At 41.0% G+C, this 14,973-nt stretch carries 7 protein-coding genes; 3 read left to right on the top strand and 4 right to left on the bottom strand.

Annotated features, from left to right (window positions below):
• Window positions 1-49 precede the first annotated feature (49 nt).
• Window positions 50-235: an AtpZ/AtpI family protein gene (locus ACST13_RS06070; protein WP_459522324.1), complete on the bottom strand. Its 186-nt coding sequence runs from the start codon at window positions 233-235 to the stop codon at window positions 50-52.
• A 68-nt stretch (window positions 236-303) separates the two neighbouring features.
• Here ACST13_RS06070 and porW point away from each other — a divergent pair, with 68 nt between their 5' ends.
• Genes porW through ACST13_RS06055 form a run of 3 tightly spaced genes read left to right on the top strand, consistent with a single transcriptional unit; the run spans window position 304 to window position 6,139 of the window.
• Window positions 304-2,355, top strand: coding sequence for a type IX secretion system periplasmic lipoprotein PorW/SprE (gene porW, locus ACST13_RS06065; protein WP_459522323.1), 2,052 nt, complete (start codon window positions 304-306; stop codon window positions 2,353-2,355).
• Window positions 2,352-4,670, top strand: coding sequence for a penicillin-binding protein 1A (locus ACST13_RS06060; RefSeq protein WP_459522322.1), 2,319 nt, complete (start codon window positions 2,352-2,354; stop codon window positions 4,668-4,670). Before porW ends, ACST13_RS06060 begins: the two co-directional genes overlap by 4 nt.
• The gene (locus ACST13_RS06055; protein ID WP_459522321.1) at window positions 4,670-6,139 is read left to right on the top strand and encodes an FG-GAP repeat domain-containing protein; all 1,470 of its coding nucleotides are present in this window, start codon (window positions 4,670-4,672) and stop codon (window positions 6,137-6,139) included. The genes ACST13_RS06060 and ACST13_RS06055 overlap by 1 nt, the downstream gene beginning before the upstream one ends.
• Here the strand turns inward: ACST13_RS06055 and ACST13_RS06050 are convergent.
• From ACST13_RS06050 to ACST13_RS06040, 3 genes are all read right to left on the bottom strand, one after another.
• Window positions 6,136-9,621, bottom strand: coding sequence for a VCBS repeat-containing protein (locus ACST13_RS06050; RefSeq protein WP_459522320.1), 3,486 nt, complete (start codon window positions 9,619-9,621; stop codon window positions 6,136-6,138). The genes ACST13_RS06055 and ACST13_RS06050 overlap by 4 nt on opposite strands.
• A 77-nt stretch (window positions 9,622-9,698) precedes the next feature.
• Window positions 9,699-11,447 carry a RagB/SusD family nutrient uptake outer membrane protein gene (locus ACST13_RS06045; RefSeq protein ID WP_459522319.1) on the bottom strand — a complete coding sequence of 583 codons (1,749 nt, stop codon included), beginning with the start codon at window positions 11,445-11,447 and terminating at the stop codon, window positions 9,699-9,701.
• Window positions 11,448-11,498: 51 nt separating this feature from the next.
• Window positions 11,499-14,732: a SusC/RagA family TonB-linked outer membrane protein gene (locus ACST13_RS06040; RefSeq protein WP_459522318.1), complete on the bottom strand. Its 3,234-nt coding sequence runs from the start codon at window positions 14,730-14,732 to the stop codon at window positions 11,499-11,501.
• Window positions 14,733-14,973: the final 241 nt, after the last annotated feature.

Genomic DNA, 14,973 nt, shown 5'->3' with positions numbered 1-14,973 from the left:
TTGATATTTTAATGACAAAAATACGGAATTATCTGCGCTTCTGCGAAAGCTATTTGGGAAGACTTTTGATGAGTGCCAAAAGCGCAAAAGCGATCGATCCCAGCGAAAAAATAATGGTAAACCACGGTTTTTCGGTACTAAAATAGCCATCGAGATAGCGACCCGCAAAAACACCGGCAAGTATGGTAGCGAGCATCTGAAAGGCAGCGCCTAAGAATTTTTGGTATGAATTCATATTCACCTAAATTTATCCAATTTTCGGGAAGATAAATCGTAAATTTGAAAATTGTTCTTTTGAACCTTATGCACAGGATTTTCATCTTGCTTTTTCTGGCCCTCGGCACCTGGTCTTGTTCTCAATACAGTAACAAGCCTGTGGCCGTCAGCTTTCATAATGTGAATGCAAAATACAATGCCATTTGGCAGGCATCCAGGTTAGATAAAGAATTGCAAAAAAAAGCTTTTGCCGAAAGGAAAGAGAGTTATAACTCCATTTTGCCTATCATTATTCCCCGGGACTCCAGCTTTAAACAAGGCAACGAAAAAGACATCAAAGAATTAATTCGTAAAGCGTCTTTAGTCATCGATCGACACCAAAATTCCCATTTCATCCTTGATGCTTACCTGCTGATAGGTAAAGGTCGTTTATACCAAAACGACCTGAAAAATGCCATCGAAACCTATAAATATGTCAATTCCCTCGAAATTAGACCGGAGGCTATGCTAGCTCTTTATGAAATCTATTTACATCAACTTGAGTTTACTTCAGCCGAGAAAATCGAAGAATTCCTGAGCGAGAATCCCTTGAATTCCAACGAGAAAAAACAATTTTTACTACTCAAAGCCTATTCCTTTCAGCTCCTGAATGAACCATTGAAAGCAGTAGCCATTTTGCAGGAAGCCTCCAAATTTATAAAAAAAGGGGACGAAAAGGCACGCATTTCCTTCATCATGGGACAATTATTTAGCGAAAATAATCAGCCTAATTTAGCTTTAGAGAGCTTTAAAACAGTAATTAACAACAAGCCGAGCTACGATTTACAATTGCAAGCAAGCCTTGCCATCCACCAGCTGGAAGGAAATGTCGAGGCCTTGAATCAAATGTTGAAAGATCCGAAAAATGAAGACCACAAATCTTTCATCTACGTGAAAATAGGGCAATATTATTATGCTCGGAAAAACTTTAAAAAAGCCAAAGAAAACTGGGAAAAAGGTGGCGAAAATAACCCGAATAAGGGTGAACTCTATTTTCAATTAGGGGGTCTTTTTGCCAAACAAATGAAAGACTATGATCTAGCAGCAAGCTACTATGATAGCGCTGCCACCTACCTTTCATCGAATCATCCAGATTTTGCAAAAGCACAAAAATTAAAATTATCCTGGGGCAAGTATGCAGCCCTATCTAAACAGGTTACTTTGCAAGACTCGCTACTCCATTTAGCAACTCTAAGTCCTGCCGCCTTGCACGATAAATTTTTAAAACAACAGAAGGACACGGTAAAAAAAGCTTCGCTTATCACGAAAACGGTGGCACCTATTTTCACAAGGAGAGGATTTAGTTCCGATCAACAAAATTTTTATTTCAATAATGAACAGGCGCGCATTCAGGGCAGTATTGAATTTTCTAATCGATGGGGAAATCGAACATTAGAAGATTTTTGGAATCGTAAAAACAAAAATACCAGCATTAGCCTTGCCGCTATGACAAATGTTGCCCCTGAAAAAACAATAGGCTCAAGCAAGGAAACGAATGGACAAGCGGAAGAAAACTGGATGAAATCTATCCCAATGAGTTCCGCTGCAAAATTAAAAGCAGCGAAAACAATGGAGGAATCCTTGTTTAAATTAGGAAAACTAGCCCGCTTAGAATTAGGGGAAAATGAGCTAGCTAATACCATGCTTAAAAGACTTTTGACGGATTATCCCAGTACGGCCTTTGAAGCAGAAGCGCTGTATATCCGCTATTTAAGTAGTGAAGGAGTGGAGAAATCCAGCTTCCGATCTACTTTATTCGAACGCTACCCCAGTTCCTATTTCAAGACTATGATTCTAAAATTAGAAAATGGGATTTTATCTGAGAACAAAGAATTACAAGCACAGAAAAAATACGAGGACGCATTTGTGCGTTTTGAAGCAAAGGATTTTAAGTTCACCATGGAGGCCTGTCTTTTCATACAACAAAATTATCCCGGTAGTAAATTGGAAGATAAAATTGTATTTTTATTGGCGCTTTCTAAAGCGGGGATGCAGGAGACAGAAGAATGTAAAAATCTGTTACAAGAGTTTATAATTTCCTTTCCCACTAATCCACTACTGAAAGAGGCCACCGAAATGCTAAAGCTGATCAACAAATGATAGAATTCAACAAAGAAAATAAGCTGAATAAAATTAGTTTAGCCTATAAAATTTTTGGTGGCACATTCTTGTTTGCCATTCTGTTTATCACGGCGGTTAATTATAATTTTCTTTGGCTATTTGGTGGGATGCCTAGTTTACAGGAACTAGAAAATCCGAAGAGTCAAGAGGCATCCCTTTTAATTTCAGAAGATGGCGAAGAAATAGGCAAATACTTCAGAGAGAATAGAAATCCAGTAGAGTTCGAAGAATTGCCTTCCGTGATTGTAAACACGCTTATGGCGACGGAGGATGCCCGTTTCATCAACCATTCGGGAATTGATGTGCGTTCTATGGCACGGGTATTATTCACTTTTGGAACTTCTGGAGGAGGCAGTACCATCTCGCAGCAATTAGCAAAGAACTTATTTCATACGCGTTCCTTGGAATACGGAGAAGATGATCCGATTTATGTGGGTTTATTGATGAAAGTGGGAGGGCTGAGAACGGCTATTGCAAAAGTGAAGGAATGGATTTTAGCCATCAAATTAGAGCGCCGTTATACGAAGCAAGAGATCATGGCTATGTATTTGAATGAAGTGAGTTTTGGGAATAACGCCTATGGCATTCAAGTCGCTTGCCGTACTTACTTCCAGAAAAACGTCCAAACCGTCAGCTATGCCGAAGCAGCAACGCTGATCGGATTATTACAAAACCCGTCTTTATACGATCCTCGCTTACGTCCAGAACGTACTCTCGCGCGCCGAAATACCGTGTTAGATCAATTAGCGAAATACGAATTTGTAACGGAAGAGGATGCAGAAAAAATGAAAACGAATCCTTTGAATCTACATTATAAAGTGGAGAATCAGAATACGGGTTCCGCCCCCTATTTACGGGAATCTATTCGTAAAGAAATTTTAGGCGTCCTACAAGAGATTAATAAAGATCGCCCAGAGGATCAACAGTTAAACCTGTATACGAGTGGCTTGCGCATTCACACTACGATCGACTCCCGCATGCAAAAATATGCACAAGATGCGGTACAAGAGCACATGAAGGCGGAACAAATTGCTTTCAATCAGCATTGGGCAGGACGCAATCCCTGGGTAAATGAAAAGATGCAAGAGTTAAAAGGCTTTATTTCTACTGCGATGAAGCGCACGCAACGGTACCGAGATTTGATGGAGGCCTATAATAATGATGAGATGCGTGTTTGGGAAGAATTAAAACGTCCCATTAAAATGACTGTTTTCTCCTATCACGGGGACATCGACACCACCTTAAGTCCATTGGATTCCATGCGTTATTATAAGCGCATTCTAAATATTGGTATGATGTCCATGGATCCGACGAACGGACACGTAAAATCCTGGATAGGGGGAATTAATTATAAGTACTTTAAGTATGATCATATTTCCCAAAGTAAGCGCCAACCCGGCTCTACTTTCAAGCCATTCGTCTATGGTGCGGCGATTGAAAATGAAATAGCGACGCCTTGCGATAAGTATGTGGATGAACCCGTGACTTTTGGTACGGAGGATGGATTAACGAATGATACGTGGACTCCTCAAAACTCTGACGGCAAATACAGCTACGAAAACTTGACCCTTCGCAGAGCGATGGGACGTTCGATTAATACCATATCGGCTAAATTAATGAAGTCTATGGGCGCGAGTAAAATTGCCGATTTCGCACACAAAGCTGGAATTACAAGTCCACTCTATGAAGGTCCGTCACTTTGCCTAGGTACTTCAGAGGTTTCGGTCTTAGAACAAGTTTCTGCCTATAGCACCTTTGCGAATGGAGGTGAAAAAATCGATCCTATTATCATTCTTAAGATTACGGATAAAAATGGCGTGGTATTAAGGGAATTCTCCCCTACGGCTAAAGCGGTAATGAAACCAGAAACCGCCTACCTGATGACCTTTATGTTACAGGGAGCTGTACGTGAACCCGGCGGAACGGCCGAGGGTCTAAACCGAAGCTCCATCGCAGCTGGAAATGAAATAGGAGCAAAAACGGGTACAACCTCGAATTTCTCTGATGGTTGGTTCATGGGAGTTACCCAAAAACTAGTTACTGGAGTTTGGGTAGGAGGCGATGACCGAAGTATTCACTTTAGAAATATAAGTTTAGGACAAGGTGCTAAAATGGCCATGCCTGCCTTTACTAAATTCATGGAAAAAGTCTACGCTGATCGATCACTCGCCTTAGATGGGTATCAAAAAATGCCCTTTATTAAACCCGAAAACATCGTTTTTGACTTTAGCTGTGTAGGTGGTATCGGTGGGGATTCCACGCTAATTAGTTCCACTGCAACCGCCTTACCCTAATGAGAATTTTAGCCTTCGTTTTTATTATCCTTTTTACATTTGCCTGCAGTTCTAAAAAAACGGGTGAAGAACTTGCCAAAGAAAATTGCAGTTCTTGCCACAAGTTTCCAGATCCAAGTCTTTTGGACAAAAAGACCTGGAACGACCAAGTGCTGATGGATATGTCCTACCGTTTCGGCATGCGCAACAAGTTTGAATTAGCGGCAAAAATTACGGAGGAGCAATTTCAGACAGCTGTAGACCTAAATATCTTTCCAGATACACCGGCTATGAGCGTGGAAGATTGGCAGGCAATTGTTGATTATTATGTAACAAACGCACCAAAAAATCCCCTTCCTCAAAAAGCGAAAAGTCCTATATCATCACAAACTTTTAATTTCAAAAAGGAGGACTTCCTATCTCCATCCCTTAAACAAGGACGAGTTACTTCTATCAAAGTGCACCCCTCTAAATCCGAAGCTTGGATAGGAATGAATACCAATGAAACGGTAATTATAGACAGTAAACTTCAAGTTAACTCTATCCTTCAAACCCCTAGCCCTAATGTCAACACCGCCTTTATTCAAGGGAAGACCTATCTTTTAAGTATTGGAAAAATACTTCCGAATGATGAAAAAATTGGGGAATTATTTCAGGTTAATTCAGGCGGAAAACTTGCTAAATTAGTCGACGGCTTAAAGCGCCCTGTCGATATGCAAGTGGCCGATTTTAATGGCGATGGCACAATGGATTATCTCCTATGCGAATATGGATATCAGGCCGGACAGTTGATTTGGGTGGATGGAAAATCAAAAGAGCGGCATCTGTTAAAGTCGCAGCCAGGTGCCAGAAATGTCATTATTAAAGACTATTCGAAGGATGGAAAACCAGATATTCTAGTCCTGATGGCGGAGGCGAAAGAAGGTGTTTCCTTATTTATAAACAAGGGACTAGGAATGTTTGTTGAAAAACCGCTGCTACAATTTGAGTCGGTTTGGGGAAGCAGTTTTATGGAAGTGGCTGATTTGAACCAGGATGGATTTGATGATATCGTCATTTCTAATGGGGATAATGCAGACAATTCAAATACAAAAAAAGCGTACCACGGGGTACACCTATTTATCAACGATGGAAATAATAATTTCAAGGAAGCCTATTTTTACCCCGCTTATGGAGCCACTAAAACACTCGCGCGCGATTTTGATGGAGATGGGGACCTTGATCTAGCCATGATCGCCTTCTTTTCGGAGAATGATAAAGGGAAAAACGAATCGTTTTTGTACTTCCAAAACCAAGGGAAACTACAATTTCAAGTCAGTAATCTAAGTCTTCCAGATGATGCGCGTTATATGGCCATGGATGCAGGTGATTTCGACAGAGATGGGGATATAGACCTACTTCTAGGTAATTTTCAATTTGGAAAACCAAAGCCAGGCGTTATATTAACACCTGGCCTTCAGATTAGACTTTTAAGAAATACGATTCGCTAATTAAGTTTTGCCCCCTTAGGAATGAAAGCCTGTGCGCTTGCACTTTGGCTTAAATAAGACGAACCATAGTTCCAGTCGACCTTTTGTTTATGACCCTTAAAGGTATAGCTAAATGCTTGCCCCGGCTTCACCGCTGCTTTCTCCAGCGCCGAATTAAGTTTAAATGCCTTCATTGGACCTCGGTTTTGAAAAGCTATAAAGGCTAATTCGGATCCCACTTGAATACCCACCAGCGATTTCGCATCCGCTGGCACCAGCATACCTGAGTTCTGAGCGTAAGTGAATCCTTTGCCATTGCCTAATAAAACACCCCCATTCGAAGCATCGTAACGACCCATAGCAACCTCGTTCGCAAAGTTATTGCCCACATATAGGATATCTAAAAAACCGTCCGAATTTACATCCAAAATCTGCATCCCATTTAAAGACGATAATTGTGCCATATCCGGCAAAGCCTTTGCTTTAAAATGGCCTCCCCCTAGATTCTCCATATACATCGAAGCATTTTCCGTAAAGGATAATTTAGAGGCCTTCGCCTTCTCTTTTTCCGTTAAGAAATCATTTTGCGTGATCTTTCCGTAATCTTTGTAATATACCCAGCGCTGACGCGTTGAATTTAATTGTTTGTGAACATCATCTTTCCCAAACAAAGGCGCTGAAACGGGAGTACCAGCCGCGCTTTGGAAATAAACAAAGGGGAATATATCATACACTCCGTTTGCATCCACATCGCCATGTAAAACATCTACTGGCTGCTTCGCATTTGCACGCAATAAGGTATTCTTACCCATATTACCCGCTACTAAGTCCATATCACCGTCTTGGTCAAAATCTGCCGCTGTCACGGATCCCCAAAGACCCGTCATCTCCTCTAATCCCGTCTTTTCTAATTTTACCAACTGCCCTTTCTCGTTTTGATAAATCTGAATCGGCATAAACTCACCAGCAACCACTAAATCTGACCAGCCATCGTTGTTCACATCCGTCCAAACCGCATCACAAGCTAAACCAGGTTTCAATAAATCTGGTGCCCATTTCGACGTCAAATCCGTATATTTAATCGATCCTGATTTTGAATCATTACGAAGCAAACGAGATGGAGTTCCTTGTGGATAAGAGAACGGAACATTGCGTCCACTCACATAAAGATCTAAATCACCATCCTTATCAAAATCAACGGCACGAACTGCCGCATTACTTTCCGTAAACGCTGGCAAAGCAGCTGAAACTAGGGTAAAATTCCCCTTCCCATCATTCGAATAGATGACATCCTGCAAGCTAGCTGCCCCTATTTGACCTTCTGTTCCCCCTCTCGCAATATATAAGTCCAAATCTCCATCGCGGTCCATATCAATCAACAGCGACCCTAAATCCTCCCCTAATTTTTCCTTCTTCTCCGCCATCCCTTCTAGGAATTTCGCTACGAATTTTCCCGACGGCTGTTGTAGATAGAAGATTCCTGAATAAAACTTAGCTCCTCCCACGAAGAAATCTTCCAAACCATCGCCATTCACATCCCCTACAGATGCTCCTGGCCCTAGTTGAGACATTTTGAAAGGGGTTAAACTTTGGTAATTAAAATCAATAAAGTCTAATTCCTTGTGTACATCCGTTAATTGCATTTGATCCGTTACATCTTGCAATAAGGGTGCTTGTGTCTGGTATAAAGAAACATAAGGCTGTTTTGCATCCGAAATTTTTACTTTCAAGAGCTTATCCACCCCAGGTCGAGTAATGACCTGCATCGAATCATTGGGCCAAATAATGCGCAATTCTTTAATTTTCTGCTTTGCCCCTAAGCCAATATGAGCCACGGCCTCCACACTAGATAAATAACCTCTAAAAGGCGAATTCTCATAATAAAAATAAGTGCCATCCGCATACAAACCTTCGATGCGGGTTCCAATACCTTGGGTATTTTGGCCTTTACCCTCCATCTTAACACGCAAATAATGACCCTTATCAGCATTTGATTCTACCGTATTGTTTTGGTAAACAAAAGCCTCGTCATTGATATTATTAACTACATAGTCCAAATCCCCATCATTATCTAAATCTCCATAAGACGCCCCATTAGAGAAGGACGGACGTTGAATTCCCCAAGCCGCACTCACATCGTCAAAATGCATTCCTCCCTTATTCTTAAAGGCATAATTATTTACCTTAATAACCGGCATTTGCTCTAATAGAATCGCATCAGATGCCAAACGAGCGGAATTCGCACGATACAGCATAAAATCACGATCCGTCACGTCCCGAGGAAAACCATTAGTAATCATCAAATCACGGAAACCATCATTATCAAAATCTGCCAAAGAAGGGCACCAGCTCCACTCTGTTTCTGCCATGCCAGCCATCAAACTAATCTCCTGGAAAGGCGCAGGAGAACCATCCGCCTTTTTACCTGCATTTAACTGTAAGGTATTACGCATGTATTGATACGTATAACCGTGTATATCACTGTTTTGATAGGACTGGTAGCTATTAGGCGGCGCTAATTGCTTCTTACGCTCATTGTCCTTAGGCAACATATCTAAGGCCACGATATCAGGACGTCCATCATTATTGATATCTGCCACATCATTACCCATTGCCGATAAACTGGTGTGCTTGAAATACGCTTTAGCCTGATCCGTAAACGTCCCATCATGGTTATTGATGTACAAAATATCGTCTGAGACATAATCATTCGTCACATAGATATCTGGCCAATTATCTTGGTTGATATCACAGATATTAATCCCTAGACCATAACCCTCAATTGTAATTCCTGCCTCTTTCGACACATTCGTATAGACCGGATGATTCTTTTCTTTCGACCAATCATTGCGGTACATCCGGTCGGTATTCGGATACGACCCATCGGTTACTTTAGGACGATATAGTGACGGCACTTGATCAATTACATCGGTCAAAACATATAAGTCCAAATCCCCATCCCGATCATAATCAAAGAAGGCCGCATGTTCGCTATGGCCCGAATCATTGATTCCATACTCCGCTGCCATCTCCTTAAAACTAGGCTTACCCGCCTTAATTCCTTGGTTCACGAAGAGCATATTTTGGCGATCACGTTCTGCATTTTTCATCGTCGCAGAAACATACACATCTAATAAGCCATCACCATTGATATCCACAATACTCACGCCAGAACACCAGCGATCTTTTGTGTCTAAACCAGCCGCTTTACCTAACTCTTCAAACTTCATTTCCCCTTTGTTCAAATACAGAGCAGCATTCGCCTGCGAGCCTGAAAAAAAGAGATCTAAAAGCCCATCATTATTGAAATCTCCCATACCCACACCGCTTCCGTTGTAGAGGTATTCATACTTCAAAATACTCAAGGAGTCATTCTCCACGATCTTATTTGAAAAATGAATACCGGTATCATCACTGGATAAAAGCTCGAAAGTAGTGGCGTTTTTACAAGAGACAACTAGAAACGAAAAAGCGATAAATAAGTAGGCGTTAATATACTTCATAGGGTTATTTTAAACTTAAGCGAAAATAAAAAAGGTGGGATTAATATCCCACCTTTTTAAAAGAAAATTAGAACAAATTAATATCCTGGGTTTTGCTTCAATATTGAAGTACCTTGAATGTCAATTTGAGCTTGAGGGATAGGTAAATACTTATCCGTTGCTTGGTAAGATGCTCCACCAAACTTCGTAACTAAGTATTGCTTCTCATAATTTAAGTATGCATTTAACGTACTTACATCAGTTCCCCAACGAACTAAGTCGAAGAAACGGTGACCTTCAGTCGCTAATTCTAACATACGCTCCATACGAACCGCCTTTTGAGCAGACGCCTTATCAGCAAATGCTGTGTAAGGAGAGATTACGTAGTTAGCCTCAGCAACACCACCTTTCATTACGAAACCTGCAGGGTTAGCCGCACGAGCACGCACTTGGTTGATGTAACCTAAAGCAGTAGCTAATGAACCAGCTTCGATTTCAGCCTCAGCAGCCATTAACAATACGTCAGCAAAACGAATGATGTTGAAGTTCATCGTTGCATAACCACGTGTCCAAGAAGAACCATCCGTTAATGTATTCTCTTGACGCTTGTAGTATACGTATTTCTTAGGTGAGTAAGGACCTGCATAAGTTTGATCACGAATCCAGTTCTTACCAGGGTGCTCGATCCAGTCTAAGTATTGGATACCACGACGACCGATAGTGTGGTCAATACGTGGATCTAAAGCACCAGCATCTTCTGTAAACGCAACAGATGAAGAGATTTGATAGTCTTGCTTCAATGCATTCGCAGGTAAGTTATAATCTGGAGCTCCAGCCGTCTCAGTTAAAATAGGCAAACCATTCACTGTACGATAAGCATTAGCTAACGAGAATGAAGGTTGGAAGAATCCGCAGCAGTTACCTGGACCATCAGAACCCGTATTGTATGGGTAGTTCAAGTCATCGAAACCATTCGCGTTATTCACGTTACCTGTGTTCATAGACGATTGGATTGCAAATATAGCCTCCTCGTTGTTGTCATTCTCCGCATTGAAGATTTCCGCAAACTTAGCAACTAAACCATATTTCTTACCATTCGTAGTTACACCATTCGTAATTACGTCAGTAAACTTAGCTTTCGCATCAGCAAACTTTCCTTGGAACAATAACACTTTTCCTAAATAAGCTTGAGCAGCCCATTTGTTCGCACGACCCGCAGATGAAGACGTTGCTGGCAAGTTTGTATATGCATAGGCAAAGTCACCTTCAATCTTATCCCAGAATGCTTCTGTGTTAGCTACTTTTTCGATTCCTTTACCATAATCCATTGTCTCATCGACGTAAGGAACAGAGTTAAACAACTTCTTCAATTCGAAGTAGTAGTGACCACGTAAGAAACGAGCTTCAGCAACAATACGAGTCTTGTCTGCAGCAGACAATTGTTTCGAACCATTCGCTAAGTTAATCGTCGCATTACAACGTGCGACACCTTCGTATTTTGCTCTCCAAGTATCATTCAAGTCCCCGTCAGTAGGTTGAACCTCATAACGTTGCATAGGGTTGATAGAAGTAAAGTCACCCGCATCCGTACCCTTGTTGTTCTCTCCACCGCGGATAGAACCCCAAACCCAGTTATTACCTGCTGCAAGACGAGTAAACCCCTTAGCAGCTAACTGTGCATAAGCCCCAATTAAGGTGCCTTCTACGCCAGCTTTAGAAGATAATTGCGCTTGAGCCAAAGAGGCAGTAGGCGGAACTTCTAAAAACTGATCCTTACAAGCGAAGGTCAACGTAAGAGCTGACACACTCACTAAAGCTATTCGCTTAAAAATCTGATTATTTTTCATTTTTTTATTTTATTAATTAAACTATATAACTAACAGCGTGGACTTTATGTTTTAGAAAGTCAAATTGATAGATGCATTGTATGAAGGTGTCACAGGGTAGTTACCCACATCAATACCGAAACCTGTATCTGCCGCTCCACCTACACCTGGATCTAAACCTTTGTACTTAGTAAAAGTAAAGATGTTGTTAGCTGAAACAGTAAACTTCGCACGCTTGATACCTAATTTAGAAGTATAAGATTTCGGAATATTGTATCCTAAAGAAACGTTTTGAATACGTAAGTAATCACCGTTCTCTACATACCATGAGTTAGCAGCACCTGAAGTTGACAAGTTAGAATTTGATTCCCAAATCGGAGCAGCTGCGCTGTTTCCTAATGCTGGAGTCCATGATTGCTTAGCGCGTTCCCCTTTTCCTGATCCTTCAAACGTTCCGAAGAAGTCTGTAAACCACTTAGATTGGTTCCAGATTTGGTTTCCTACTGAAGCGTATAAATACGTAGCAAATTCAAAATCCTTGTAAGTCAATCCTACGTTGATACCACCTGTATAAGTTGGTACTGGAGAACCTAAGAAGGTACGGTCATCAGTTGTGATTTTACCATCACCATTGATATCCGCATAACGGAAACGACCTACTCCTTTACCGTCTTGTGCTGGCGCAGAACTTACTTCAGCTGCAGAACCGAAATATCCCAATACTTTATATCCGTAGAAAGAAGATAGAGATTGACCTACTTCCATACGAACTGGCGTAATTCCACGGAATGCACCACCTGTTAAGTTGGTAACACCTGGAGCAAATGCAACGATTTCGTTTTTCAAGAATGAATTGTTGAATGTTAATTCATACTTCAAATCAGAAGTGATGTTACCACGGTTAATGATTTGGAAATCAATACCTTGGTTACGCATCTTCGCCACGTTCACAGAAGGAGCAGAGGCAGCTGGTCCTACTACCGCTGGAAGAGGCACATTGAATAATAGATCACGTGTATCTTTTCTCCAAACATCTAATACGATTTCCCACTTACCATTGAAAAGAGTTGCATCAAAACCAATGTTCAATGTTTCTGAAGTCTCCCACTTTGCAGCTGGGTTACCAATACGAGAACGATAGTATCCCTCATTAGCTCCTGATGATTGACCATCAATCGCATAGAATGAATTACCTCTGTTCGCTGCATATAAAGAGAACTGGTTAGCTGGGTCTACGTTATTCGAGTTACCCATAATTCCCCAACCACCACGGATTTTCAAATCAGAGATAGCAGGAAGATCCTTCATAAACTCCTCAGATGTTACTCTCCAAGCAGCAGATACTGCAGGGAAGATACCATAACGATTCTCAGGACCGAAACGAGATGATCCGTCACGACGAACAACTCCAGTTAAATAATACTTCTCATCGAAGTTATAATCTAACTTAGAGAATAGAGAGTAGAAATTCACACCTGAATACAAGCCTGAGTTAACTACTGGAGATTGTACTGACGATAAAGTTACGAAGTCTAAGTCCATTGAGAATGGATTGATACCTGAACCAGACATCTGACGACCTGCACCTGTATTCAATGCCTCCATACCTACTAATGCTTTAACACCATGTTTTCTCCATTGGTATTTGTAAGCAGCTGTATTAGTGAAAGTATAGGCAAAGTTATAACCTGATCCTTCACCGAATGAATCTGAAGCCTCTGGCTCAGAATCCCCTAAGTACCTGTAGTTATAATCTTTGTATGCGTAACCTGAATATTGACCACCGATTGAAGACTTGATAATCAAATCTTTGATTGGCTCATACTCTACATAAACATTACCAAATGCAGATGCATTATAATTGTTATCATTCGTGTTATTTCTTATCCTTGAACGAACTGGGTTACGAGGGTTATTAAAACCTGCAGCCTTTGTAGAGGCAAAGCTTCCGAACTCATCATAAACTGGAATCGCTGTAGGCATACGGTAAGCAGATAAGATAACTGACTCGTCAGCAGCTACGCCTAAACCATTATTACCTCCTGATTGACCACGAACTGAACGATAGGTCATTTGGATGTTTTCACCCACACGCAATTTCTTTCCTAAATCAAATTCAGAGTTAAAACGAGCTGAATAACGCTTGAAATCGTTTTCAAGTAAGATACCTTGTTGCTCTTGTCCAGATAAACCTAAGTAGAAACGACCTTTGTCAGTTCCTCCTTGGATTCCTAATGAATGACGCATAGTAGAACCGAAACGAGTAATTTCATCGTACCAGTTAGTACCTGCTTTGTTAGTTTTGATTACAAACGTATTCAACGGATTAGATGCAAAAGCTGCTTGAGCAGCTGCCATATCACCCGAATTCACACCATTTTGACCGTTGAAGTGCAAATACGTAGGTAAAGTCGCTTGCGCAGATGTACCATATTGAGGGTGAGTATAACCTACTGCAGTTCCGTTAGCCGCCGCATTGTTACGGTAAGCCACGTGAGTCCAATCAGCTTGCTCTTGTGGAGTTAACATTTTAGCTACACCACCTACGTTAGGATCAGTACCACCGTACAATCCATCATAAGAAATAGTAATTCCTTTGTTACGCGTACCACGCTTAGTAGTGTAAACGATTACACCGTTCGCTGCACGAGCACCATAGATAGAAGCTGCTGCCGCATCCTTAAGGACCGTAGTAGACTCGATATCATCTGGAGAAAGGAAATCTGTTGTTCCTACTGGAACTCCATCCACAACGTACAATGGCTCGTTACCACCGAATGCACCAAAACCACGTACACGGATGATACTGTTCGTACCTGGTTGTCCGTTTGTGATTAAAGTAACACCGGCCACACGACCTTGTAATTGTTGCTCTACGTTACCTGAAGGTGCAATTTGCAAATCCTTCGCTTTAACGATAGAAGCAGCAGCAGTGGACTCTTTCTTGTTAGTTACAGAGTAACCAGTTACGATTACTTCGTCTAACTGAGAATTATCTTCTGCTAACGTTACATTAACCGAAGATTGAGAACCTACTGTAACGGATTGTGACTTATAGCCTACAGCTGTAATGTTTAAAACAGCTGATCCAGACTTAACTGATACGGAGAACGTACCATTAACATCTGTAGTTGCTCCTGTGTTAGTTCCTTTTACTAAGATACTGACACCTGGAATTCCCTGAGAATCTGTCCCAGAGACTTTACCTGAAACCTTGCGGTCTTGGGCAAATGACGAAAAGCTTCCTAACATTACTATTGCTAGCAAAAGAAAGCTTCGTAGACTTTGGTAAAAATTGTTTTTCATAATGAAAGATTAAGTTAGTTTTTTAAATTAAATTTTTTGGGTTTACATTTTACTAATTCAATAGGCCTCCTTTCTGATTAGGTGAATAAATAATTAAAACTTTAAATAAGTTTAGTCGTTAAACAAATCTTTAAATAATACAATAACACATGAAAACAACATCGAAAATAGATGACCAGTCTCAACTATGCTATACTATTACATACCTCCAAATATGTCCAATACTTCCAACCTACACAAG

The sequence above is a fragment of the Aquirufa sp. A-Brett2-W8 genome (assembly GCF_054558755.1).
This window is presented reverse-complemented; position numbering and strand designations above follow the sequence as displayed.